General features: G+C 47.0%; 21 protein-coding genes. 10 read left to right on the top strand and 11 right to left on the bottom strand.

Translation table 11 applies throughout. From position 1 onward, the window contains the following. Positions 1-3108, top strand: coding sequence for a sigma 54-interacting transcriptional regulator (locus ACN0YN_RS20290; protein WP_417386837.1), 3108 nt, complete (start codon positions 1-3; stop codon positions 3106-3108). Positions 3109-3184: 76 nt separating this feature from the next. Here ACN0YN_RS20290 and ACN0YN_RS20285 read toward each other — a convergent pair whose 3' ends face one another. Next, positions 3185-4189: a hypothetical protein gene (locus ACN0YN_RS20285; protein ID WP_417386836.1), complete on the bottom strand. Its 1005-nt coding sequence runs from the start codon at positions 4187-4189 to the stop codon at positions 3185-3187. Between the two features lie 310 nt (positions 4190-4499). Here ACN0YN_RS20285 and ACN0YN_RS20280 point away from each other — a divergent pair, with 310 nt between their 5' ends. Continuing rightward, a complete protein-coding gene (locus tag ACN0YN_RS20280) occupies positions 4500-5810 on the top strand; it encodes a polysaccharide pyruvyl transferase family protein (protein ID WP_417386835.1) in 1311 nt (436 codons plus the stop codon). A gap of 195 nt (positions 5811-6005) precedes the next feature. Here the strand turns inward: ACN0YN_RS20280 and ACN0YN_RS20275 are convergent, their stop codons facing one another. The 5 genes from ACN0YN_RS20275 to ACN0YN_RS20255 all read right to left on the bottom strand — a co-directional run bounded on the left by ACN0YN_RS20275 (position 6006) and on the right by ACN0YN_RS20255 (position 12450). After that, entirely contained in the window at positions 6006-7169 is a 1164-nt protein-coding gene (locus ACN0YN_RS20275) for an ankyrin repeat domain-containing protein (RefSeq protein WP_417386834.1), read from the bottom strand. A 46-nt stretch (positions 7170-7215) separates the two neighbouring features. Continuing rightward, positions 7216-8532 (bottom strand): leucine-rich repeat domain-containing protein, encoded by a 1317-nt coding sequence (locus ACN0YN_RS20270; RefSeq protein WP_417386833.1) that lies wholly within the window; start codon positions 8530-8532, stop codon positions 7216-7218. 74 nt (positions 8533-8606) lie between these two features. Beyond that, positions 8607-9908 (bottom strand): leucine-rich repeat domain-containing protein, encoded by a 1302-nt coding sequence (locus tag ACN0YN_RS20265; RefSeq protein WP_417386832.1) that lies wholly within the window; start codon positions 9906-9908, stop codon positions 8607-8609. A 42-nt stretch (positions 9909-9950) separates the two neighbouring features. Further along, a complete protein-coding gene (locus tag ACN0YN_RS20260; protein ID WP_417386831.1) occupies positions 9951-11588 on the bottom strand; it encodes a leucine-rich repeat domain-containing protein in 1638 nt (545 codons plus the stop codon). Positions 11589-11601: 13 nt separating this feature from the next. After that, on the bottom strand, positions 11602-12450 hold the full coding sequence (locus ACN0YN_RS20255) for a PA0069 family radical SAM protein (RefSeq protein ID WP_417386830.1): 849 nt from the start codon (positions 12448-12450) through the stop codon (positions 11602-11604). Positions 12451-12602: 152 nt separating this feature from the next. Between ACN0YN_RS20255 and ACN0YN_RS20250 the strand changes: the two genes are divergently transcribed. The 3 genes from ACN0YN_RS20250 (at position 12603) to ACN0YN_RS20240 (ending at position 15379) form a co-directional block, all read left to right on the top strand. Beyond that, positions 12603-13658 carry a PA0069 family radical SAM protein gene (locus ACN0YN_RS20250; protein ID WP_417386829.1) on the top strand — a complete coding sequence of 352 codons (1056 nt, stop codon included), beginning with the start codon at positions 12603-12605 and terminating at the stop codon, positions 13656-13658. A 513-nt stretch (positions 13659-14171) separates the two neighbouring features. Then, entirely contained in the window at positions 14172-14384 is a 213-nt protein-coding gene (locus ACN0YN_RS20245; protein ID WP_417386828.1) for a hypothetical protein, read from the top strand. A 101-nt stretch (positions 14385-14485) separates the two neighbouring features. Further along, the gene (locus ACN0YN_RS20240; protein WP_417386827.1) at positions 14486-15379 is read left to right on the top strand and encodes a hypothetical protein; all 894 of its coding nucleotides are present in this window, start codon (positions 14486-14488) and stop codon (positions 15377-15379) included. 125 nt (positions 15380-15504) lie between these two features. Here the strand turns inward: ACN0YN_RS20240 and ACN0YN_RS20235 are convergent, their stop codons facing one another. Continuing rightward, positions 15505-18081: a P-loop NTPase fold protein gene (locus ACN0YN_RS20235; protein WP_417386826.1), complete on the bottom strand. Its 2577-nt coding sequence runs from the start codon at positions 18079-18081 to the stop codon at positions 15505-15507. Positions 18082-18451: 370 nt separating this feature from the next. On the opposite strand from ACN0YN_RS20235, the gene ACN0YN_RS20230 reads away from it, so the two are divergent. After that, positions 18452-19414 carry a nuclease-related domain-containing protein gene (locus ACN0YN_RS20230; RefSeq protein WP_417386825.1) on the top strand — a complete coding sequence of 321 codons (963 nt, stop codon included), beginning with the start codon at positions 18452-18454 and terminating at the stop codon, positions 19412-19414. A 90-nt stretch (positions 19415-19504) separates the two neighbouring features. Here the strand turns inward: ACN0YN_RS20230 and ACN0YN_RS20225 are convergent, their stop codons facing one another. The 3 genes from ACN0YN_RS20225 to ACN0YN_RS20215 form a co-directional block, all read right to left on the bottom strand. After that, positions 19505-20011, bottom strand: a complete 507-nt coding sequence (locus ACN0YN_RS20225; protein WP_417386824.1) for a hypothetical protein — start codon at positions 20009-20011, stop codon at positions 19505-19507. A 61-nt stretch (positions 20012-20072) separates the two neighbouring features. Beyond that, positions 20073-20732, bottom strand: coding sequence for a hypothetical protein (locus ACN0YN_RS20220; protein ID WP_417386823.1), 660 nt, complete (start codon positions 20730-20732; stop codon positions 20073-20075). Between the two features lie 18 nt (positions 20733-20750). Next, entirely contained in the window at positions 20751-21098 is a 348-nt protein-coding gene (locus ACN0YN_RS20215; RefSeq protein WP_417386822.1) for a hypothetical protein, read from the bottom strand. A gap of 169 nt (positions 21099-21267) precedes the next feature. Here ACN0YN_RS20215 and ACN0YN_RS20210 point away from each other — a divergent pair, with 169 nt between their 5' ends. After that, on the top strand, positions 21268-21942 hold the full coding sequence (locus ACN0YN_RS20210; protein WP_417386821.1) for a hypothetical protein: 675 nt from the start codon (positions 21268-21270) through the stop codon (positions 21940-21942). A gap of 123 nt (positions 21943-22065) precedes the next feature. After that, positions 22066-23844: a recombinase family protein gene (locus tag ACN0YN_RS20205; RefSeq protein ID WP_417386820.1), complete on the top strand. Its 1779-nt coding sequence runs from the start codon at positions 22066-22068 to the stop codon at positions 23842-23844. On the opposite strand, the gene ACN0YN_RS20200 is transcribed toward ACN0YN_RS20205, so the two are convergent. Then, on the bottom strand, positions 23820-24065 hold the full coding sequence (locus ACN0YN_RS20200; protein WP_417386819.1) for a hypothetical protein: 246 nt from the start codon (positions 24063-24065) through the stop codon (positions 23820-23822). The genes ACN0YN_RS20205 and ACN0YN_RS20200 overlap by 25 nt on opposite strands. Positions 24066-24300: 235 nt before the next feature. Between ACN0YN_RS20200 and ACN0YN_RS20195 the strand changes: the two genes are divergently transcribed. Next, the gene (locus ACN0YN_RS20195; RefSeq protein ID WP_417386818.1) at positions 24301-25026 is read left to right on the top strand and encodes an SAM-dependent methyltransferase; all 726 of its coding nucleotides are present in this window, start codon (positions 24301-24303) and stop codon (positions 25024-25026) included. A 157-nt stretch (positions 25027-25183) separates the two neighbouring features. Further along, a complete protein-coding gene (locus ACN0YN_RS20190; RefSeq protein ID WP_417386817.1) occupies positions 25184-26533 on the top strand; it encodes a DUF1501 domain-containing protein in 1350 nt (449 codons plus the stop codon). The last annotated feature ends 33 nt before the right edge of the window (positions 26534-26566 follow it).

Raw genomic sequence — 26566 nt, 5'->3', positions numbered from 1 at the left:
ATGAAAAAAAATGGGATCAGAGAACGTGCGATTCTCTTTACCTGCGGAATCCTCGCCATAGTCTACTCAGTGATCGTACTGGGCTTTGTCACCACCAGCCCCGATCTCCGTATTCGTGCCATGCTGGACAGTGTAGAAGCGATTCCTCAGACGGATGGCCCCAGCGTGGCAGGAATCGAAATCAAAGCGACCCCCGCTATCAAAACAGCCGGTGCATTTTCTGCCCCCAAAAACGGTGACGTCCTCACAAAGATCGGCGAATATCCCATTCGCACGTTTCTCGATTTCTCACAAGTTCTCAGTAAACTGCGCAACTTGGATCTGCCTCCCGGCGGACAACTGCAACCCAAAGCTGACCCGACCGAACATGATGTCCCTTCCATGGTGGAAATTCAGAACAGCGGTCGCTTCATCAAGATCGAATATTTCAGCCGGGATACGAGCGACTCCAGTTCGGTTACATTCAATATGAAGTCCGCCTGGATCCAGATTCAGTCCATCCCGTCCGGAGATGTGGCGATCTCACTCCTCTGGTTCTCGCTGGAACTGATCATCCTCGCCATCGGTGCATTCGCCTACTGGATGCGCCCCTTTGACCGGACCACACGTATCTTCTTTATCATGGGTATTATTACCCTGGTTGCTTTTATTGGCGGCTATAACTGGTGGATCATTGCCGGTTCTCTGATACTGAACATCCCATTTGTGATCGCCGCAGTTCTCATTCCAGCCATCACACTGCACTTCTTCATCACTTACCCGCGGGCCATTCCGCCACTCGTTCAATATCCGGTAGGACTGTTACGAATTGTTTATTCCATTCCGGTCGCCACTACACTGCTAATTCTGGCCTGTCTCACCTACCTCCGTGCCACATCTCATATCGGTGAAGATCCGCGTGACCTCGCCAGTCTCGAATATTCGCCCCTTGTGTTTCAGGCCATCTATATCCTGCGCTGGGCCGTTTATGCTTATATCACTGTTGCTGGCCTGTATTATCTCGCGACACTCGCCGCTGTATTTCATGGGTATTTCAAAAGTCAGAATCCTTACGAACGCAATCAGCTGAAGTGGATTGCGCTGGCCGGGCTCATCTCGACCATTCCCGTTGGTTACTCAATTTATATGGCCGAATTCGACCGCACTCAGTTCGCACTCGGCGGTGCCGGGATTCCCATGTTCCTTGCCAGTGTCTCCTTCATGGCGGCTTTCGTCGTCGGAATTATTCGCTATCGACTGATGCTCATCGACCAGATCATCAGTCGTGGCATGTTGTTTTACGTCGTCAGTGCCGGAATCTCCATTCTCTATGCGACTGTGATTTCGCTTGGCTCACTCCTGGGAACCCAGTTAAACCGCGTTCCCAGCGCCAATCAGGCAGTTTCTGTCTTTCTGGTGATGTTGTTTGCCATTTCGCTGCTGCTCTGGTCGCGCGACCGTATCCAGCGTCTGATTGACCGCCGTTTCTTCCGTCAGAAATACCAGCTCGATAAAGCGCTCAAACGAATGAACCGGGCCGTCGGTCGCCTGGGTGACCAGCGTTCCATCGCCGACCGCATGCTGACCTCCTGTCGCGAAGTACTTCAGGTCAAAAGTGCCGCCATCTACCTGCTCAATCCCGAGCGCACTCAGTTCGATCTGCTCACCGGCTTTCATATTGAAAATGCGCCCTCGGCTGTCCCCTGCAATCCGGAACTGCTGGAAGTCCTCGAAGGCGAACTCGCATTCCAGCGCGTCGCGACAGGCCTCCTGAAAGAAGCCTCTCCGGCCCAACAGCTGCTGCGTCTGCTCGGCTTTGACTTTATCTATAACCTCGAACTCGACGGGGAATTTGCCGGCTTCGTCGCACTCGGACAGCGTACGGCCGGCAGTGCCTACTCCGCAGAAGACCTCACCTTCCTGAATGCCATGGGACAGATCACCAGTATCGCCCTGCATAGTACCAAAATCCATCAGGACCTCCGCCGCCTGAATGAAGAGATGCGCATCAAAGTCGAAAAGATCGACGATCAGCGGAGGCTCGTTTCTGTACTGCAGTCAGAGCTCACTAACTCTCAGGAAATTGCCGAACGATCTACCCCTGCCATTGATGTCCAGCGTGGGCTCATCAAAGGGAACAGCCCCGCGATCCGCTCGGTAATGGAAACCGTCCGTAAAGTCGCAAACTCCGAATCTACGGTGCTCATTCGTGGTGAAAGCGGTACCGGGAAAGAGCTCCTCGCCCAGGCTGTCCACGAAAACAGTTCCCGTCACGAAAAACCACTGGTCCGCGTCAACTGCGCTGCCCTTTCGCCCAGTCTGCTCGAAAGTGAACTCTTTGGTCACGTCAAAGGTGCTTTTACCGGTGCTCACGAAGACCGCGTTGGTCGCTTCGAACTGGCCAACGGTGGTACCCTGTTTCTCGATGAGATCGGGGATATCTCCCTCGATACCCAAGTGAAACTGCTGCGGGTTCTGCAGGAACGGGCGTTCGAACGCGTGGGAGGTTCGGAAACTCTGCACGTCGATGTGCGGCTCATTACCGCCACCCACCAGAATCTCGAACAACGAATTACCGAAGGTCTGTTCCGCGAAGATTTGTACTACCGTCTCAACGTCATCAGTATCACGCTGCCTCCGCTGCGTGAACGTCGGGAAGACATCTTCGAACTCGCCTTCTACTTCCTCAAGCGTACTGCCAATCGCCTGGGCAAACGTATTTCTCATATCGATCCCGACGCCATCGAAGCGCTCGAACGTGCTGCCTGGCCTGGTAACATCCGCCAGCTGGAAAATGTCATCGAACGCGCTGTCGTTCTCGCCGAATCGGAGGTCATCACGCTCAAAGACCTGCCGGCAGATCTGCTGGAACAGAAAAAACGTCTGCCGGCCCGCGTCTTTGAAACCAAATCGGTTCGCTCTGAACCTGTTCGACGTATCCCGTTATCCGATGTCGAGGTCATCACGTTCCCCGGCTCTCAGAATCCTGTCGACCAGCGACTTTCTGAGCCTGAGCAACTCAAGCTGGCTCTCGCCGAATGTGATGGGAACAAAGCTCAAGCAGCCCGCCTGCTAGGCATGCCTCGCAGCACCTACTACAGTAAGCTGAAAAAATACGACATCACTTGAGCATAATTCTGTTGAAGTAAATTTCATTCCCGTTTTAAAACTCGCTCATTTCAGTTCTCGGGTGCCTGGCGGCTGCTCAAACCGAAACTTTTTTGAAATCAAGTCCACACTGAAACGGGCCAGTGATATAGTCGATACTCATCCCGTCCTTTTCCGAGAACTGATCAGAGGAAAAACAGTACATTACATCTTCCAGCATCAATGAACCACCCAGTTCATTTTCATGACGAGGAATCAATTTCAAAAAGAACTGACCTGCGTATTCACCTACCTGCACGGCGCCATTTTCCAGAAGTCTGGCATCAATCAGATAGTCTCGCAATAACTGGTGAGCTTTCACTGAGATTTTGATCGGTAGAGTATCACGCAACCAGTCTGGCTCTTTCTCTGCTCGCTCTCCTCCGATTAAAGGCTGAAAGTGTGGCGGACTTTTTTCTGTCTGCCAGATCGTCGTCCACACCCCCTGTTCCACTTTTTGTGGGAAACCAAATGCCATACATTGCTCTAACGGGTTCGACCAGAACCTGAGTGGTAAAGGGAGTATGAAACCATTGTCAGGCGGATTAACCAGCATCGGCATCAGCCGTGAAGTCAAACGACCTTCTGGCAGACAACTCCGCATGAGTAAAACCGAACTCAGATAAACCTGATGCCCGTCCGTCAATTGATAGGGAATCGGATAGGAAAAACTATCTTTGTGCTCATCGGTTATCCGGTTCGCAGCCGCATCCATCAGCTCGTCACCCGTTTTTCTTCCTTTCAACCTGAAAATACGATTTGAAATTTCCAGCAAATGTTGTGGGTTGTCCAGGAAATAATTTTCCGGCGAGTAGATATAGGAAGCCAGCAGATTCTGATTACCTGGTTCAAAGATTTCCACATTGGCCTGAACGAGACTGCCCCAGACAATTTTGCCTTTCTTGAGCAGGTCTTCATAAGCCTGTTTGGCTTCTTCGGCGAAATTCGAAGCCTCAGACATAAACTGGCGGGGATTATCTCCCGACAATACAAACAAAGGGCAGAAACGCCACATCGAAAGTAGATTTTCGCTCCGCTTTAAAAAGCTCGACGGTGTCTTCACAGTGGATTCTCCTGCATCTGCTGGTATTCAAAGTGGTACCATATTTTTGTTCATTGATCATACTCTTGACTCTCTCACTCATCAATGATTCAGTAGTCAGAACCGGTTCGAAGTCACCTCACAGTCAATAAATCGTCCCCTCCACAAGACATCATTTCTCCCTTGATGCAACTCGACCGCCGAACCTCAAAAAAACAAACTTAAATAATTCAATTTGATTTTTCTCTGCCTCCACTGACAGCTAAGATGAATCAAACGTTAATCAAACAATCGTTACGAAAAAATTGAATCACCCCAAGGAAGTTCTTCAGTGAATACCACACGTCTGCTCAATCGTCGTTCCCTGCTCATGCTGCTTGCTATTACGCCTCTATTTGCCTGCTCATTTTCACAAGCTGCGGAACCCAAACAGAAAACTATCCTGATGCGTTCCGGCTGGCAGACCATCAATATTGGAGACATTGGCCATACACCGGGAACACTGCGTTACCTCGAAGAATATCTTCCCGACGCCAAAGTCATCCTCTGGCTGCATAAAACTACCCCCGAAATCACCGCAATGCTCCAGCAGCGTTTCCCGAACGTTGAGATCGTACAAGGTAAACTCAACGCGCGCGGCAAAGCCAACAACCTTGAATTTCAGAAAGCATTCGACCAAGCCGACCTGTTCCTTTACAACTCAGGAATGCACTTCAACCAGTTCTGGCCACCGCCAAACTACATCATCGAAGCTTGTACGGTAACTAAAAAACCTCTCGTCCTTTATGGTCAGTCATTCGATGGTTTTGCACCAGAAGACGAAGCCAAAATGAGCGAGCTGCTCTCTCGCGCCGCTGCCATCTATACCCGCGATGTTGAATCCTTCTACTACCTCCGCAAAATCGGCGTCACCTCGCCTTCTCTCGCATTTGGTCCTGACGGCTGTTTCGGCATTGATGTCCGCGATGATGCCAAAGCCAGTGCCTGGCTCAAAGCCCACGACCTGAAACCCAAAGAATTCATTACCGTCACGCTCCGCAGCAACACACCCAAAATCGGTGCCAAGAAGAGCACGTCGATGAACCCTGCGAATCCGACAAAAGAAGACCTCGCCCAGAACGAACTCTGGACGAAAAAACTCCGCGAAGTCATCACCGACTGGGTCCGCAAGACCGGCAAGAAAGTTCTGCTGGCTCCCGAAGTCGATAAAGAAATTGTCCACACTCAGCAGATGATCCTCGACAAACTGCCTGAAGACGTCAAACCCTACGTCGTCAATCGCGATCCGTTCTGGAACGTCGACGAAGCCGCCTCCACTTACGCCCAGGCCATCGCCGTCGTTTCGATGGAACCACACTCCTGCATCATCGCGTTGGCGATGGGCACTCCCACGATGCATCTGGCCAGCCCGCGTCACGGACTCAAACGCTGGATGTTCCGCGACATCGGCCTGTCTGAATGGCTGTTCGACATCGACGCGGACCCGGCTGACCAGTTCACTCGCGCTCTGTTGAAAATCGACGCCAAACCCGAACTGGCCCAGTCCAAAGTCGATCGCGCCATGCACACCGTCAACACCAGATCCAAAGAAATGATGGGCGAAATCAAAGAGATCCTCGACCAGCAGAAATCCGCGGATTAACACGGATCGAGTGAGTGATACGTCGGTCTGGTTCAGATATTTTTTTCTACCACGAAAATCACGAACAGACACGAAAGCATCACGTAGGTGATAGCTAAGACTGGGATAGCCCCGAATCCCATTCGGGGTTGTCGCAGACAACCGGAAACTGTCAGTTAAAGTGTTTGAATGCTTAACGAATTTCCAAGCCTACTATCAAACACAGCCTCCCCGTGCTTCCAGGAAACTCACAATCCGCCACTTCTCACTCTGACGGGCATAGAACAGGGGCGTCTGCCCCTGGTTATCCCGGGCGTTCAATTCTGCGCCCCGTTGCAGCAGTACCCCAATCACTTTCACACCATTGTTACGGTCGGCTGCCAGATGTAAAACAGTCCGACCGTCGGCGATCCGGGCCGCCACATCTGCACCACGGGCTAACAACCACGCAGTAGCTTCTAAATCTTCGTGCCGGGCCTGACCCTGCAGCAGACTCAGTCCTTCCACGTACTTGTCATTCACATCGACTCCGTTCGCCAGCAACAGATCACCGATGCGAGAGAACTCATCGTCCTGCCGCTTCATCGACCGCAGGACATCGAACAGCAGTCGTGCATCTCCGACATCGGCTCCACGGTCGAGCAGGTATTCCGCCAACTGCACATTCCCGCCGACGGTCGCGGCGACAGCGAATGGCGTACTATGTAAAAGAAACGGGTATGCGGCATCTATCTCCGCTCCTGCCTCCAGTAACAGAACCGCGATGGCCATCAGGCTGTCACATTTCGCTTCATCATTCATCCAGAGCCGTGAACCAGCACAGTAATGCAGGGCTGTTTTCCCTACCGCATCCACTTTCCCTGCCAGCGCGGGATTTCGATGCAGACGACTCCGCACTCCCGTATGATCCCCGATTGCCGCCGTGGTAAAAATGTCCGCCTTCGCTCCATACCCCTTTAGTTTTTCTACATAAGCAGTCGTATCCTTAGTCGCTGCCAGACAGAGCAGGGGACCATACTCGCAACAGGCATTGGGATCTGCCCCCGCAGAGAGCAATAAATCGCAGACACCCAGCAGCCGCGCTTCTTTTCGCGGGCCATGCGAATTAATGGCGAGTGACAGCAGCGCATTCAACTGCGGCGGAGAGAGCCTGGGCAGAGATGTTCGCACAACCTGCAGGTCACCTTTTTTCGTCGCTGCGATGAGCTGTGTCTGCAAAGAATCCGGTTTCTTCTGGCCCCGTTTTGCAGCGCTCCGCCGCGCCGCATTCACACATGCCCGACAACGTGCTGCCAACCCGTCTGGACTCACCGCACTCCCGTTAAAATGCGAAGCCGCTTTCGTCTCTCCACACTTCTTACAGGTCTTCGTGTCTGTCATCGTTACTACGGTGCTCTCAACAAAGTACACACCTTGAATTCAGCAGTTAGAATTCAGAATCTCCCAGTGGTAACAGCTCCAGTTCAGGCAGTCCGGGAAGGGTCTGATTCAGCCGCCTGACTCCATCCGCGGTCACCTGGGTCTCTTCCAGCTTCAAGGTCCTCAACCTGGGAAGTTGCATCAAATAATTTAAGCCCACATCACTCACCTGCGTTCGCACCAGAAATAACTCTCGCAGATGCTGCAGATGCTGCAGGTGCGTCAAACCTGAATCAGTGATCTTGCAGTCACTCAGTTCAAGCCATTCCAGCTTTGACATATCTTTAAGATGCGCTAAACCGGCATCGGTAACGCGAGTCCCTGCGAGCTTGAGAGTATTCAGTTTCGTCAGCCCTTTGAGCTCCGCCAGTCCGATATCACTGATATTTGTCTCGCTCAAAACGAGAACCTGCAGGTTCGATAAATTTTTCAGGAAAACCAGCCCCACATCGGTGATCTCGGTACTTTCCAGATTTAGGTCTTCGAGACTGGCGATCTGGCTCAGATGTTGCAGACCCAGGTCATTCACCCGGGTCTGGTTGAGATGCAGCATTTCCAGATTTGATATTCCCTGCAGTGAGCGAAGTCCCTGATCGAGGACTCCAGTACCAGAAAGTGACAGATAATGCAGTTTCGTCAGCGGCCTCAGATGTCGTAGCCCCTCATCACTGATTTGTGTGCGATCCAGCCTCAGGAAAAACAGTTGCTGACACCCTGAAATCTGCTCCAACGCGGAATTGCCGATCCGGTTATCACCCAAATCAAGCGTTTCCAGTTTCGTCATGTCCTGCAGATTCACCAGGCCCGCGTCGCTGATTTTCGTTTGATTCAAATGCAGTTCTGTCAGAGCCTTCAAACCGCGTAAGGACGTCATCCCCGCATCTGTCACTTCCGTTTTTGCCAGACTGAGGGTTTCGAGACCAGTGAAATCGGCCAGACACTCCATTCCCTTGTCAGTCACCTGGGTACCTTCCAGTTCCAGAACAACCAGACCTTTATATCGCGTCAGTTCAGACAGATGCTCATCATTGAAATCGGCATAATAACAGTTCGCTTCGCTCACCGTTTCAAACGCAGAACGAATGGGTTGTCCGACGCTATTATAAAACCAGTTTTGCATACTGGCAGGCAAGGAACTGAGCAGAAACCCCGGCTGGGTCACAATCCGAACGCCTGACATTTTTTCCAGCCTCTGTATTTCCCGCGCACTCTGAATCACCATCACGAGATACAAACTCAGCCCCGCAACACCCACAAACAAAATCATCCCCGACACCCGGCGCAAGTGGCCGGGAGGTTTCTGGTTTGGTTCGAGCTGGTTCATTGTTCAAAATCCTGGTAAATGCAGTCACAATTGACAGAGTCAATCTACTTCCATTCTGTTGACCACACTATGGTCTATTTAAAGCCTAACCAGAACTCCTCTGTGAGGCCCGGTATTTTTTCTTTGAGATGAGCATAGCCTTTTTCCGTAATATAAGATCCTTCTTTTTCGACCACTCTCAGAAATTCAAACCCTTCCAGATGCACCAGACCGGCGTCCGTGATTTGAGTTTCATTGAGAAGCAGTTTCTGCAAATCCTGTAGATTGATCAGATGTCTCAAGCCGGAATCAGTAATCTGTGTTCTCGAAAGATCAAGAACACGCAGGCTTTTCAGGTCTTCTAAATGGAGTAAGCCAGAATCTCCAATCTGAGTCTTACAGAAATTAAGTCCTTGCAGATTCTGCAACTCTTTCAGATATTCTAACCCGGCATCACTGATACGTGTCTGTTCTAGCGAAAGCATCATCAGGGAATTAAACTTCTGAAGACGATACAGTCCCCTGTCTCCAATCTGTGTCTGATCCAGCCCCAGAAAACTGAGTTGGTTCATTTCGTTTAAGTATCTCAGTCCCGTATCAGTCACCCGGGTACCGGCCAGATCAAGATCGACGATTTTCTGCAGGGCCTGCAGATGACTCAGTCCGGAATCGCTCACTTGTGTATTTTGAACCTTAAGGTCATTCAATTCTGTCAACGCCTGGAGATGCTGCAGACCAGCATCTCCGATTTGTGTGTTTGAGAGGATTAACTTTTCCAGGCTGAAACTACCTTTCAGATGTTTTAATCCCTCATCACTGATCTGAGTATCAGAAAGATCTAACCGAGTAAGCCGGTTGAGTCCTGCCAGATATGCCAGACCCGTATTACTGATTTTCGTATTCGCAAGATCCAATACTTCCAGATTTGTGAGTCCTTGCAAATACCTTAAACCTTCATCGCCCACATCGGTATTTCTAATGCCGAGTTGTTTCAGGGAGGTTAGAGAGTGTAGATGTTCCAGACTGGCGTCGTTCAGATCTGTATCATAGAAATAGAGTTTTTCGAGATATCTGAATTGCCTGAACAGTTTCAGATCGGAATCATCAAAGTCTGGACCACAATAGATTTCTTTGACAACTTCCAGAGAACGCAGTCGGTCATCTCCCAGATGGCGACACAGCCATAAATTCCACCTCCCGGGTATCGTATCCAGAAACATTCCGTTGCTGGTCAGAATAGTCATCGAAGGATTTGCATCCAGTGCCCGAAATGCCCGTTCTGTCTGCACGCCAGAAACAATACACACCGCCAGCACCACGAAGGCGACCATCCAGAATGATCGCCACACCCGGCGCAGGCGACCGGGTGGCTTCTGATTGGGTTCGAGCTGGGTCATGCTTGCTTTCTCCGGAGGATCACTTTTTGAGTTCAGATCAGCTCACCATAAAATAAATGCTTCTTTCACACGGGGAAGAACTTCCTGAAGCCGGGCAAATCCGGCTGCAGTAATTTTAGACTCTTCAGTCCCCAGTTCGATCAGGCTCGTCAGCTTCTGCAGATGGATTAACCCGTCATCACTGACTGCAGTTTTATCGAGACCCAGTTTTTCCAGTTCATTCAATCCCTGCAAATGAACAAGTCCGGCATCAGTGATTCGTGTCCCTTCCAGATTAAGTACCTTGAGTCCTGACAGATGACTCAAGTGCACCAGACCGGCATCCGAAATGCTGGTCTCATGAAGATCCAGTTTTTTCAGATTTGCCAGTCCACTCAAATGAACGAGCCCTTGATTGGTAATCTGAGTTCTACTTAATACCAGTGAATCCAGGCTATCCAGTTCTGCGACAGCAATCAGACCTTGATCATTTATCCTGGAATAACTCATATCCAAATACTGCAGCATTGATAATTTATTCAATGATGCTAGCCCAACACCAGATAAGTTTGTGCTTCTCAAATCAAGTGATTCCAGATTCTGTAACTGACTCAAAAGTGACAGGCCGTCATCACTCACTTTCGTATGACTCAGGTCAAGCGACTTCAGGCTGGTCAACCCCTGCAAATAAATGAGTCCCTTGTCACTGATTGATCTACTATTTAGAGAAAGACTCTCCAGTTTTTGCAGTTTTGCCAGATGCAGAAGCCCCGCATCACTCACTCGCGAACCGGACAACGAGAGACTGGTCAGATTCACAAGTCCTTTTAAATGCGCGATACCTTTGTCGGTAATATTTTCTTGCTCAAATTCCAGAGTCTCCAGTTTTTTCAGATCCTGCAAATGAGCCAGTCCTGCGTCACTGATTTCGGCACCAAACAGGGAGAGTTTTTTCAGTTGCTTCAATTCTCCAATATATTTCAGGCTGGCGTCCCTGATAACAGGTCGTAACTCGTTTTCAAATTCCCCATCATTTCCTACCACATAATCTTGACGATAGTTATCAAGATCAAGCTCTTCCAAGTGAATTAGACCTGTGAGGTGTTCCAGTCCGGTACCGTCAATTTGCACACCCTCAAGATCGAGCACGCGGAGTTCACTCAACTCTCGCAGTTGCGCCAGTCCGGCATCACTGATTTCTGTATTTTCCAGGTATAAAGTCTGTAGATTTTTCAACTCACCCACATACTTCATATCAAAATCAGTGATTGTAGCGCCTTCCAGAATCAATGTTTCCAAGTTCTGGAGACCCGTAATATGCTTCAGTCCCCCTTCTTCAATCGATGCGGAAAAGAAATCAATAAATGTCAGGTTTTTGAGTTGACTGATCGCAATGAAATCATCATCACAAAGATCTTCATACCTGCAATCCAATTCGACAGCAGTCATAAACCCCAGTAGATTCTCTTCACCGAGAGTGTCATCCAACCAGTATTGCCAGTCGAGAGGCAATGCACGAATTAAAGTACCTGGTTCGGTAGAAACGTTGATACCTTTCTCCTGCAACTGTCGAATCACCCGCGCGTTTTGAACGGTCGTTACGACCAACAAACTCAGCCCCACGATGGCCAAAAATAATATTCCCCGCCATATCCAGCGCAGGCGGCCGGGTGGTTTCTGATTGGGTTCGGGCTGTGTCATAACCTCAACTCCCTCAAAACAGCCACTGCTGTCCTTTACCCGTTGTTGGCGGACGGAACTGTGTAAAGTCGAACGCCGGCAAGCGTGCGTCCAGGCCGTGCTTGCGCGCGAAGACCTGAAACAGGTTGCCAATCTGTTCGGCGATCTCCCCGGTGCCACGAATCCGGGTACCGAATTCGGCGCTGTTGAGCTTTCCATCCCGCGTCTGTCGGATGCGGCTGATGACCCGTTCCTTCCGCGTGGGCTGCGTCCGCTCCAGCCATTCCAGGAAGACCGGTTCCACCGTCAGCGGTAGACGCAGCATGATGTAACTGGCCGATTGCGCGCCCGCCTCTTTCGCTGCTTTCAGAATCTCCGGTACTTCGTGATCGTTCAAACCCGCAATGATCGGCGAGACCATTACCTTCGTCGGCACTCCTGCTGCAGCGAGCTCCCGAATGGCCCGCAGTCGGGCCGCCGGTATACTGGTTCGCGGCTCCATCTCCCGCGCCAGTTGAGGGTCGAGCGTTGTGATCGAGAGACTGACATTGATCAGTGACCGCTGTGCCATCGATGACAGCAGATCCAGGTCCCGCACGACGAGCGCATTTTTTGTGACGATCCCCACCGGCTGATTTGCTTCGGAAGCCACCATCAGACATTGTCGCGTCAATTGAAACTCACGCTCGGCGGGCTGGTAACAGTCGGTGATGCCGGAGAAGGCGATCAGCTCGGGCTCCCAGTCGCTGCGGCTCAGAAAGTCGCGAAACAGTCGCGGCGCATCCCGCTTGATCATGATCTTCGTTTCAAAGTCCAGCCCCGCGTTATACCCCAGATACTCATGAAAGGGCCGCGCATAACAGTACGAACCCCCTTCTATCAATATAAATCTAACCTTCAAATGGCCTAGAATGGACGACAAAGCTTACTATCCCCCGTCTATTTGACTACCGGCCCTAGCAGCTAACTTCATACCAGTAAATGATTAGGAAATTTCTCTGTGGTCGTCTAAACTACTGTTTTGGAGATATTTATATGCGACACGGCTCAAATATCGATCCCCCTAACCGCTTTGCTGAAATCCATCGTGAACTTGACTTCGAACACTTAGAGTGGGATCAAGAATACCTTAATGAACAAAATGACCGTAAGATAGTTTATTTTGATGATATCTCGAAATCTATTGTCTCCGAAAACCGGTCCTCCGATATTCCATTCAAATACAGCGTGAATCCGTATCGTGGATGTATCCACGCTTGCAGTTATTGTTATGCAAGAAATTCGCATGAATACCTTGGATTAAATGCCGGCCTTGATTTTGAAACAAAAATCATGGTCAAACATAACGCCGCTGATCTGCTCAGAGAATTTCTACGAAAGGATGGCTGGATTCCAGAACCTATTAGTTTTTCAGGCGTCACTGATTGCTACCAACCAGCAGAGCGAAAGTTTCGTCTTACACGCCAGTGTCTCACAGTCGCAAATGAATGTAATTTACCTCTGAGTATAATAACAAAAAATGCACTTATACTACGGGATGCCGATATCCTTGAAGAGATGGCTCAACGTGATTTGGTACACGTTAGTATTTCAATCAGCACAATTGAAATCGAACTCGCCAGAGCCATGGAACCTCGGGCAAGTATTCCTCCTGCCCGGATTCGGACCATTAAGGAACTTTCAGATCGAAATATCCCTGTCAGAGTATTGGTTGCCCCAATAATCCCTGGCTTAAATGATCACTCTATTCCTAAAGTCTTGGAAGAAGCCAAAGCAGCTGGGGCGTGTGATGCTCAATACATACTACTCCGCCTACCACTTACGGTAAAACCTGTTTTTCTTGAATGGCTGGAACGAACGCAACCTCTCAAATCGAAGAAAGTCCAGAATCTTATATGTGAGACACGAGGTGGAAAGTTGAATGAATCGTCATGGAGACAAAGGATGACTGGATCGGGAGTGCTTGCCGAACAGATCAAATCCATGTTTACAATTTTTAGGAACAAATATGATTTTGGTGGCCTACCACAATTGGTTACCAGTAAATTCTTACCTCCCAAACCAATTAATGGTCAACTCCGCCTATTCTAATCTGCCTGTTGTTTAGCAGAGTGTCTAGCAAGCCCATAGAGCGTTCCTGGTATTCGGTCAAATAGACAGAGGAATAATTACAAATTTTGTAACTGCTGCCTCCACCGATCGAATTATTCCTACACAGGAAGAATACTACTTATTACGAATTGGACCAACTCGTAATAACACTCAACTCACTTCTCCAATACATCAATTAATAGTTCCTACCGAATGGTTAATAGTTCCATTAGCCCCTATGGGTCATAGGAATTGCAGGCTTGTATTTCTGCTCTAAAACACGATTGGTTTGCGAAACAGAGAACTATTAATCAACCATATCAGGTTCTACATAAGCAGTTGAAACTAAAAGACATTGCAGGGTCAAGGATATCTTTACGACTTGATTATTTAAGACGTAGCCGGACCAACTGCTACAAAATCTAACTGAATACGTTTTTCTAATTCAATTTGTCATGATCATGACAAAAATATTACTTTCAGCTGCATACATATTCTTAAAGGGGGGGCTTAATGCAAGAATTAATGGGACTTGGTGATGTCAGTCGATTGCTTAATATACCAAAACACAGAATCGACTATGCAATAAGTAACGGATTTGTTTCCGAACCCAAAGTGAGAATATCAAATAAGCGGGCATTCTCACATGACGAAGTAAGGATGATCGCCAATTATTTTGGCGTACGAGTTGATAATGGCAGAGATGCCAGAAATGGAGCAGGATGAACAATGGTGTAACAATTGCCCTTTATTCCAATCGAAAAGACCAACGATGCCCTGGTGAATTAATTCACCAGGGCTTTTCTTTTAGCTAGAAAGGAGTTTTGATGAACCTACAGATAGATAGTGGTAATGAATTTCATTTTCTTCCAGAAGACTCCGTATCAGAAGAATTTGTTATTCTGGAACCCATAGCAGATACCCAGAACCAAAACGTGGTACATCCAGTTCTTTTTGTGCCGGAAGATTTTGACCCATCGAAATATTTGGCTACGGATAGAGAAACTTGCGGAGATCGTGCTAGATATTTATTACACACAATTCACACTCAATCTATTTTCAACCATCGAGATCGAGAACAAGGAGTAAGACTTAAAGCGGAGTACCTCCGTAATTTTATGACCAAACATCACTATGTTGGCATCATAAAAGACTTAGAGGCAGGAGGAGTTATCGAAGTTGAAAGAACTGCGAGAGATGGCCAGTGTAATCTTTACCGTTTGGCAGATGATTACAGAATTAAATACTTTCGACGATATTATCCGAAAGACGGATATCTTGTTCGGAAATTAAAAACCTGGCGGGCAGAGCAGGATCGACAATTAACATGTTCAACCCGCCGACATTTAAAATATCAACTGAGTCGAGTCCGAATTAATATCGAGGCAGCCCGTAACTGCCTTTTGAACTTATCACTAACAGATATTGGACACAGTGACTGTTTTAACTGTTTACTCCGATTACATGACGAGGATTGGTACTTTGTCCCAGATCGATATGGCCGTGTACATCACAATGTCAGTTGCCTAAAAAGAGAACTACGTCAATTTCTAAGAGTTGATGGAGAATCATTAGTAGAACTGGATATAGGCCCAGTGACGAATGGAGAGTTGATACAGATTGCCGAAGTAGATATCGCAACCTTTCATGATTGGATGTACAAAGGCCGAGAATTGCCGGAATACTCAATGGAGAAGATTCGAAAACACTTCAGTGCCTGAGAATAATGGTCTATATAATTTCATTCACAGCTTGTGATGATGCTGATTCTAATACATAGCAATTTGAAAATGATAACCTGGTTTAATTAGTGTGTGCATCATTTTCCTGGGTTAACTGTCATAGTTCACCCAGTAAGATGCTCATAGGCCGCCCCAATAACATTAGTTGCATGTTCCTGATCAAAATCAGGTAATTGATCGATCATTGAGCCGATGATTTCGATTGTTTCAAGAGCATTACCCCCAAAAAACGAATCAAGTACTTCGGTGTTGATTATCGCTTGTTCGGTACCAGGTTGACGTGTAGATAGTAAATACAGAAAATTTATAGCTGTTGTTAAATTACCATTCCGCAAAGCATCAAGAACAGGAAGACCAAGCCAAGACCAAGACTCCACATCTACAAGTATTCTTCTGTTTTCACTCCCAGAACCGAATACTAAATCGTAAAGAGTCGTTGGAGAGTTAGGAGATAATTTATCAGCTAATATCGATCCATCAGTCAGAAGCGTTTGTAGAGAATCTAGAATATGCAGACGTACAGATTCATGATCTGAGCTTTCTAAAATTGATCTATTGCCTGGACTACCATAATAGTGCCATAGCCCATTGACCATTTCGATGCTGATATTAGCAGCTTCTGTTATACGTTCTTCTAACCATGCTCGATTATCTGACTGAATCGTTATCCGACTAGTCGCAAAACGCCATGTATGAATAAACCCTTGAGAGTCATGATTAGCAAATGCACCTTGATCACTTAAAATTCGACGAATGGTATGTTCGCAAAGAAGAAGTACATCATCTCGCCGGTTTGCAAAGAAACTACTGGCAATATTCTCCCAAACATCGCTGTATCGAGGTGACGAGGTTAACTTCTCTACCAGCTCAGCCTCCATGCTCGGAGCATCTAACCAAGCCTGTATGTCACGGATAATTTCTTGATCCCGAACATCACCCTCTTCGATTGCTTCGTTGATTGATCTAAGCCAATATCGTTCTTCAGAGATATACTGTTGACCAATTTGTGAGTGACCGGTTCGAGAGTCGTCCACTAGCCAGTATTCCGAAGCCGGCAAGATGAACTCCATCACTTGGAGAGCAGCAGCAGCGTTCCATTCAACATTCCTGATTGTGCTGTTCCAGTCATTTAGAATCGACTGTCGTATTCTTTCTACCCTCTCCTGCCCAAAGGACGGATTTTGATTGGGCGGAGAATTCAAACGATCCCATCGTCGCAATAGAAACTCAAAACATTCCGGGGCACCGAATCTTAGGATGTTTATTGAAAGCAGATGGTAGAAATAAATTTCTCCATATAGAGTTTTCCAAGCAAAAAAAGTGTGACCAAGGGCAAGTCTCAAGGAACGAGGAGTGCTGAGCAGCATGGCGACCGCTTGAGGAAGTGATAATTCATCGTAGTCCCGCATAAACATTCCGCTCAGAGGATTCCACTCGAAGTTCGAATTTCTATCATCAAACCGATAATGGGGAAAGATTGCATTGTCCAAACATCGCTGTCTAACTTTTTCTATTAGAGCGGATGATTGATGCGGGTGGATTGTAGCTAGATACTCGATGTGGTCGCAGAGCTTGGCATAATCGATACGTTCTGAATGTGAGAGACCACCTGTAAGGATAAAGCTGAAGTTAGAATGCTCCTTTAGGCGTTCAAGAAATGCCAAAACTTCCTGAATCACAAAGTTGCGAGTTTCATTGCGATCTAAATCTTCGACGATAATAACGAGTCGTCCATCGATACTTTTTAGCAAATCTGACAAGCGGGTGAATTGATCAATTACGCTTGGGGGCTTTAACACTAAATTCGAAATTGCCTCAACCCAATTTCCACCTGCGGAGAACATCTGCCTATATGATTCAGGTAGCGAATCTACTTGAAAAGTGTCGACTTTCGCACTGACTTTTGAAACCGCTGAACTAAGTATGTCATGAATGGCTGATGTAGAACTTTCGAAGCCCCAACTACTATGATAACTTATGAAGAATTGTCGACCATTGATTTCATATCTTTTTAGTCTATCCTCGACCCACTTGACGATACTCGATTTACCTGATCCGAAAGGGCCAACGATTCCAATAGAACGAGTACCGTCAGATACGAGTAAGCTCACTCGATGAGCTACGGATTGGTTACCGAGAAAATCGTATTGAGCTTGTGCATCGGAATCGAGCCATGTCTCGATCTCCGCCCATGAAGCACTTTCGATGTCTTGGAGCGTAACGCCTTGGGGCTCTTTATTCTGTTTTATCTTGAGTTCTCGAATCCATTGTGAAAGATCCGACCAAAAGCCGTAATACCAACTGACAATTATTAGCGAACCGCCACCATATCCGAGCCACTCCCATTTTGAGGCACTATAGCCATCGCTGTCAAACCCGCCAAAAAGATCGATAACTGCCGCCACAATCCATCCTAGCAGTGCAGTAAGCCACGTTGGCGGGAACTCCAAACAATGACTGAGATGTCTAATCTGTGGTGACAGAAGCTTATACAGCATCCCGGTAGAGATCACGCTCAGAAAAAAAACAAAGGCGATCCTTATCCAGTCGTTCAACCCATTAAAGTATTCGTGAACTGGTTCCGGTTTGGCCCTAATCAGTGGTAGCAGGATGCCTGCTGCGACAACAGTTAGAACAAATGTGAACATGGCTTTTCGCCAATGGGAATTGATTTTCACCATTTCGCCCCTCCACTTCACAATCATTCAATCGCTCCCGGCGTTGTTCCCAATCCGGTATCAGTTTCTTAAGTAACTTGTAGAAAGTAGGGCCATATTTGATCGTGTACCGTTACCATTAGCCATTATTTTCTTATCTATCTGAAAGCAGCTTAAGGAATTTAGTTACAAAATTAGAACTGAGAAATATTAGTATAAAAATATATATTTGCGGGAAGTAACATGCTAAAGCTAGTCCTATCATAGACATAGCTATCTGGTCTCTGGTTGTACTTTACCAAGATTAATTGCAGATAGATTTTCTCCCCAGAGTACCAAATGATGCAAATATGTTCAATAATGAGGCACACGTCAAACTCGATGGTTTGAAAGGGTGTTTTCGAAATCTGATCAAGCAGCAAAGCGATCAAAAGATATGTGGTCAAACTTGGGAATAATACTAATACCAGTTTTGTTAGTCCTAGTAGTCGTGGGATGTATCTTTTTGATCGTATTTTTTTGGCGTCGAAAGCAGGATAAATTCTATCGAGAATCTCCACTGACAAAAAATTTGATGCGTCCTCCTGGATACTCACTTCAACTTCAATTGAACAAGATTGATGAAGATTTGTCGTTCTATTTAACACTCATGCTGGCCATACCTCTTCTGCTCTATTCATTTCACTTAAGCGAATCTTATCTTGGCCAAAAACCTGAATCATTTGGACGTTTTGCTCTCTCTATAACATTAAGCGTTATAGTCATCAGTTTTTTGGGTGTTCGCTTAAAGAGACTACTAGATGAGAAGAAGAATATGGTTCTGGGACTACAAGGTGAAATGTTTACAGGAGAAGAGCTGAACCAATTAATGCTTCATGGATGTCGGATATTCCATGATATTCAGTTTCAATATGGGAACATCGACCATGTGGTCGTGAGCCAGAGCGGTGTTTATTCAGTAAACACAAAGATGAGAGGCAAGCCTAGAAACGGTATAGCCAGAGCAGAACTAATCATTGATTACCAACAGAATTTACTGTGTTTCCCTGATGGCGAATTTCAAATCCCAATAAAGCAACTCGCAACAGAAGCGACTTGGCTCGCTCAGTACTTAACATCGGCTGTCGGCAGACCAATAAAAGTAAAACCAATTTTAGCCTACCCTGGTTGGTATATAAAGCAGAGAATTGGTAAAGGACCAGTATGCGTCATCAATCCCCAGAACTCAAAGAAGTTCTTTGTTCATAATCACGAAGTACTGTCTCCAGCTGAGATACAACAGGTGGCTCATCAGTTAGAGCAACTATGCAGAAATGTGGAACCAGTATTTCGTGATAAGAAAAGATGGAAAAATTGATAGCAAGCTCAGGTTAACTTGTCCCATTTATTTTGAGAGTCTTCGATAAATCTTTCTTTTTTGTGATAGCCACTTTTTCCCATAACTGGATTATCTTTTAATATACTCACCCTTCAATCGAGTTCCTATAGCCTCTCGTAATCGTTCTTTAAAGGTCTGGAGTTGTCCTGCTCCTTTATTCGGAACATCTACGATCGGATTAAATACTCTTGTTTTTCCTTTACTAAAGACAAAAACATGTTGAATTGGTTGTCCATACCGATTTTGGTATTTACTGATTACACTTCCCTCTACTACTAGCGTAGTATGGAGTTGAAAACCAATTTCAAGAAAATATGCGGCCTGATTTATACTTTCACCTGTTTCTCTTCCATCAACAACCTGATCTTGTACATGCCAGCAGAGAACTCCACCTGACATGATTACTCGCCACAATTCTCTGGCCATTGGCTTAAAGTAAAATTCCTGGCCGCCATAATCTCGTATGTTACCGAAAGGTGGTGAAGTCACACACAAAGGGACTGAGTTGGAATCAAGCATTTTCATGCCAGTAATACCACAGCCCATAAATAGCTGGTTACAAAACTTAGAACTCATTAATTATTCCTCCATTTCTTACTTAGAAAATTAAATGACTAGGCTTTAAGCGAATCTGATATTAAGCAGCTTCTTTTGAAGTCATGAGTTTTTGTTTCATCTTGTTGAGGAACTCCTCGACTTTCTCAATCCGCTCTAATATGGATATGGTACCTGAGCCACTATCGTTCAATGCATTCGCTGCAGTTCGAATTTGTTGCAGTGCGATATCCAAGCAAGCTTCAGGGTTGACCTCTGGTGATACAAATACAGGAGGAATATGGTATTCTGAAGCAAGTTCACCGCTTTCGACAGAAGCTTCCTGCGACAAGACACCTTCCTGGCTTTGCTGCTTCCACCACACAGCGAATCTCTTAATATCTCCCATCGATGGACGATTTTTTTCCTCAAGCAGTTGTCTCCAAAACTCAATCTGATCTTCAGGTTCATTAAACAATTCATGAAGCAAGTGAGCTTGGCCTTCATTTTTTGGAGGAGGTAATTCAACTTTTTGCAATCGTTGAGCTACTTTTGATGTCCTAATTGTGCGATATGCCTGTTTGTCTTTCATATCAAATCTACGCATCACATAGCTGCCGAAATCACCCTCATGAAGTTGCTTTGATTGAATGTTCATACGGGCAATACCAATGACGATATAGCCCCTGAGTCCTTCATCCACAATTTTTTCATACTCTTCAGCCTGGCTACGTTGTTCTGTGGAAAGAGTCGCATTATTCATTATCTTGATCTCCCTATTTTATTGGTTTGAAATGTCATCCCAGTAAGTTTCTTCACGACATAACTTGGAAATAGCGTTCTTAGCATGCACAACACACCGAACACATTTTGATATTTGACGACCATTAATAGAGATATTCATACAATCTCCGTTTATGGGACGAGTCGCACGTGATTTTAGAAAGTCAAAAATGGCGATCCCATGCGGCGTAGTCACCCTCCCACCAACTATGGAATCACCATCAAGCGAACTTCTTCGAATCTCCACAACTTCAACAACGAAATCACTGGCATTGTTGGCAATCCAATTAACATACTCGTTATTGGACCTTTCATTCGCAGCATTACTCAAGGATTCAAATACCATCCAGAAAACCTCCTTTCTGAGATTACTTAACAAGGGTCGATAACAAGCCACACTGCCGTCTCTCTCCCTCGTTTGTTGATTTGGTCCTTGAAAGTTGGTCCAACTCGTGATTATGCTACAAATTTAAGACACAATATTATTTTAATGCTACATTTATTGAACTTTTCATATGATCACAGAATATCGAATCAGAGCATCATTTCATGCAGAGATCAGACAGCGATGGGATACATGGTTCAGCCAGATCCCATTTGAGCAGAGAAGCCGAGCATTTCATCGAGGGCTAAATAACAAACTTCGTGCGGAATGGTCAGGAGCTGACTGTAACGAAAAAGCCAAATATGAACTTTCGGTACATCAATGGATTGAAGCTGGCCCAACCCATGAAGACCTGTATGGAGACAAGGCTGAGCAGTTTCGAATGTTTTGTGAGTACATTGGGGTGGACTACGAAACCCTCATGTCGGAACCACCCACCAATCGGCGTGAAGTCTTCAAACTACGATTGGAAGGCAAGTTAACTCAATATAAAAAGAAGACAGGACGCTCAATGAAAGCGTTATCAGAATATCTTGGCTGGTCAGAAATCGATTATCAGTGGTTACGTCGAATCAAGTGCAAAGGTGCTGACCATACACGCACGAAAAAAGAATTACTTGAACAGCTTGCTCACGAACTCGACACCACTTTGAATTATCTGTTTGGCGTAAATGATACTAAGGAACTTCCGACTTGGGAGAATATTATCGAACTCGGTATCAATGAGTTTGTTAAACAACAACCAGAAGGGTCAGAATTTTCTGACGAAAAGCGGGTTCGAAATCATCTTGTGTATTATCGATGATTTTGCAGTTCCAATTTTTTTAACTTTTAGTTTTTCTGGATGTTTATTCAGTACTAGCTGTGGTTGGACCAACAAGAGGATGGTGTTCGCACTTCTCAACACCGATTCCGAAAGGAGCCTCTTATGACAGAACCAGAAAATGCCATTGTCTACTATAGAATGTCCTCCGACCAGCAAGACGACAGCATCGCCAAACAAAGAGCGGCCATACAAAGGGTAATCGAGCAATTCAATTACAAGATCGTGGCTGAATACAGCGATGAAGGGCTGTCTGGATCGAAAGAGACGCACAAGAGAAAAGCATATCTACAAATGATATCAGATATCAAGAATGACGATATTAACGGAGCAAGCGTTTTACTACTCTGGAAATTGTCTCGATTCAGTAGAGAAAACCCACTTGACTCCGCAGGATTTTATCGTGTCCTCAAAGAAGCAAACGTAGACATTCATGATTCAAGTCAGGGGAGAAAAAACTTAAATAAGCGTGATGATAGAATGTTAACACTGTTCCAGGCAGAGCAGGATCATGCTTACTCACTTGAAGTATCTTACAATAGCACAGGTGGTCGTCGTATAATAGTTGAACAAGGATGGTGGGTGGCGGGAAGCATTCCATATGGTTTCGACAAGATCTACGTCAGCAAGGAAGGTGAAGAATCAGGGCCATTCAGACGCCGAGACCGAACTGTCCAAAAAAGAAGAGGTTGGCGATGTAAGCTAGCTATCTTCGAAGAAGAGGCGGTTTGGGTTCGCCATGTCTTTGACTCTTATGCCAACAAAGAAATGTCACTTCGTAAGATTGCCCGACACTTAAATGAGCAGGGGGTACTTGTTCCTAGCGGTTCGCCAGATAAAGGTTGGACGAAAGACAATCTGCGGGACATGTTGCGAAATAAGGCATATTGTGGCTATACATCAATCGGACATCATCGTCGGATGCGTTCGAAAACTGCCTTTAATCGAATTGGGCAAGTCTCAATCAAATCAGATCATATCCCAGAAATCGTTTCAGAAAAAATTTGGGATAGAGCGAACCACTTGCTAAACAAAAAAGCTAAAAAACCTCAACTTCATGTGAGAACCGGCGAAAATACTTGGAGGGGGGTATGTTATTGCGGTCATTGTGGATACGCTCTGGACCGCAAAACTCGAAAGGCAACTGGGAATCGACGAGGTTTCTCACCAGGTGAGAAATACACTTACTTTTCATGTTTTACATCAGTAAAGCAACCAGGAAAACACACCTGCCATCAATGGCGTATCCTGGAAGGTGAAATAGAAGAAGTTGTGCTCGCTCATTTGGTACATGAGATCGATATTCGGATAATTAGTGCATTAGAGACTGAGGCAAAAGAACAAAGTCCATCAATACAAAATCAAGACGCAAAACTTCGCAAACGTCTGTCCGAACTTGATAAACTAATAGATACAGCTACTCATCGCTGGTTCAAAGCTCCCGAAGATCTTGCAGACGTAGCAGAACGAAAACTTCGTCAATACAAAGATGAGGCGAAAAATCTTGAGGATCAAATCGAAGCTCTATTACTTAAACAAACTGACATTGAGACTCTTCAGAGAGAGTGGAAAAAGCGTAAAGAAGAGTTCTTCGAAATTGATGAACGGATTACAACTACAGACTGCCAACAAGGTGGAATGTTTCCGCAAAGAATGAAGCGTGTTCGTGCAAAAATCGAAAAAAACCGTCTCTCTGTTTTTCTTCGTGAGATTGGTTTCCGAGTCTACTTCTACTGGAAACCTATTGTGAGTAATCCTAAACGGGTCCGTCATAAGTCTCGAAAAACGAATTATGTGGTTGACCGGGCCAAGATCGAGTCCAAAATCAACGCACCAACAAATCAGCGATCGAGTGTTGATCAAGAAGGGGGTTCGTACCAGTAACTGCAGCCATGCGCACAACCCCGATATGGATTGACGCTATAGCGGAAATTGAGGTCGGGTGAATCGTTTTCGGTGACGATGGATTTGGAATGGTCATCCAGGTATTCAATCCGCCGAGGCTGGGAGAGGTATTCATCATCCCACTCCAGCTGTTCCAGATCCGGCTCGATGATTGTCGATTCGAAACGATTGGGCGGATTGAGATTCGAACCGTGTCGCATGGTTCACCTGATTCAAGAAAAGAAATTACAGACCTGATTCTTTGTTTATAGGCGATTCCCAGGCGACAGGAAAGGATCTTTTTATCTCACTGGAAAAATTGAATCAGGCTCCCGTGAACTTCTCTCAGGATACGGTGTCTGAATAACAGCAGTTCCATCGCCTGAACTGTCCTTGCCAAAAACACTTAAGTCCAAAAACATTCCGTTGAAATCACAAATACAGGATTTGTCTCTGATGATCGAACTGCTATGGAATGCGCCGGTGAGTGAATCCCGCATGACCGAAATTCTAGATGTGCTGGAACTGAACGCGGGACAGCGGGTACTGGATATCGGCTGTGGTTACGGTGAAGTCCTGATTCGCCTCTACGAACAGTATCAGATTACCGGTACGGGAATCGAGCTCTCTGGCGAACATATTGCTGAAGCCCGTCGTCGCAAGCAGGGCCGTGTTCCCGATTCGCAAGTCGAGTTCATCGAAGCCGACGCGGGAGCGTTTCCCTTTGAGCAGAGTTCCTATGCTCTGGCTTTGTGCCTGGGTGCGACGCACGCCTTCGCGTTGGGCAGCGATGCCTACCGCAATGCTCTAGCACGAATGATTCCACTCGTTGAGTCAGGCGGACAACTACTGATCGCCGATGGTTATCTGAAACAGCCGGCGGGTCCGGAATATCGCGCGTTGTTAGGTGAAGCCATTCCCGATGAAATGACGCACGCTGCGAATGTCACCACGGGACAACAACTGGGTCTGGTCCCACTGGCAGCCTGGACCAGCAGCGAACAGGAATGGGATGATTTCGAATGGCGCTATCAGCGAATCGTCGAACGAAAAGCCCGGGAACAACCAGAAGATCAGGGACTCCAGGAAAAGCTGCAGCGCCGCCGCGAGTGGATGCAGGCTTACCTGCAGTGGGGACGAGATACTCTGGGCTACGGTCTCTACCTGTTTCAAAAACCGTGAGGCCCACTTCTTTTTCAACTCCGAAACCATAAGCAGGATCAGGACTTCGTTAGAGACGCTCACACAATTCCGGAAAATGTTTGCAGTCCTGAATTCTTGATTGGTACAATCCCATTCTACGTTGCAGTTCATTGAACTCTACTGGAGAACCGGTATCGTGCTCGAAATACCTGGCATTCTGGAACGTGCGATCTCCCGCCGCTGCTTTCTGCAGACAGCCGGCTACGCTGCGATTGCAGCCGCATTAAATCAGCGGCGTCTCTCCGCCAGCAAGAACGTCGTACATCAGCCGATTCGTTCCTGCGTGGTGTTAATGCTTTATGGCGGTCCCAGTCAGATCGACACCTGGGACATGAAACCCGAAGCCTCTTCCGAAGTACGTGGCGAGTATCGCCCGATCAAAACCAGTGTGCCCGGTCTGATTAATTGCGAACACCTGTCCGCGTGCGCTCAAATCATGCATCGTCTGACAGTGATCCGCTCGATGCACCACGATCTGACCAATCATAATTCTGCCATGTACCAGGCGCTGGTCGGAAAAACCCCTTCCAGCAACAATGAGGTGCTTGGTGAAAACCGACTGGGAGATTTTCCCAATGTTGCTGCCGCCGTCAGTTATGCAACCTCCCGTGGTGCACTTGCCAGGACCGGTAATCCCCTGATCAATGTCGCGCTGCCGCATGTAATGTACAACGTTGTCGATCTGCCGGGACAGAATTCCGGTTTCCTCGGAGGGAGTCATGATCCGTTTCAAATCAATGCCAACCCAAACTCAGAGCAGTTTCAAGTTCAGAACCTGCAGCGACCTCCTGCCGTCAGTGAACCGCGTCTGCAGAATCGCCGCGCGTTATTGAAGTCACTGGATCAGCTGGAAGTGGAAAACGCTGATCTGGCTAGTTATCAGCGCCGTGCATTCGAACTGCTGCAGAACCCTGTCGTGCAGAATGCCTTCCGCATTGAAAGCGAGCCAGCATCAGTCCGCGAACAGTACGGACGTACCAAGCTGGGACAAAGCCTGCTGCTGGCGCGACGACTTGTGGAATCAGGAGTCCGCTTCATCAACGTCCATGACGGCGTACTGAATGGTCAGACCGTGAATTGGGACAGCCATTCCAACCTCTTTCCCAGGCACCGCGAACTGCTGGCTCCCTTCGATCAGGGTTTTGCAGCATTCATAAACGATCTCGAAGAGCGTGGCCTGCTGGATTCGACTCTCGTCATCGCCATGGGAGAATTCGGCCGCACGCCCCGCGTCAATGTCAATGGTGGACGCGATCACTGGCCGAACTGTTATAGCGTGGTCCTGGCTGGCGGTGGCGTTCATCAGGGCTCTGCGTATGGTGCCAGTGATAATCTCGGAGTCTATCCTCAGTCTCATCCAGTGACACCCGCCGATCTGGCTGCGACCATCTTTACCCGCTTCGGCATCGACCCTGAAACTGAAATCCGGGACCGCACCGACCGCCCCTTCAAACTTTCGGAAGGGAAATTCATCCCTGTCTTTTAAAACGCGAATTCATCAATGGGCGTTTTGAATCAG

The organism is Gimesia sp. (assembly GCF_048260065.1).
In the GTDB taxonomy this organism is placed as follows: domain Bacteria; phylum Planctomycetota; class Planctomycetia; order Planctomycetales; family Planctomycetaceae; genus Gimesia.
The sequence above is the reverse complement of the archived record's forward strand: the minus strand, read 5'-3'. Positions and strand labels throughout refer to the sequence as shown.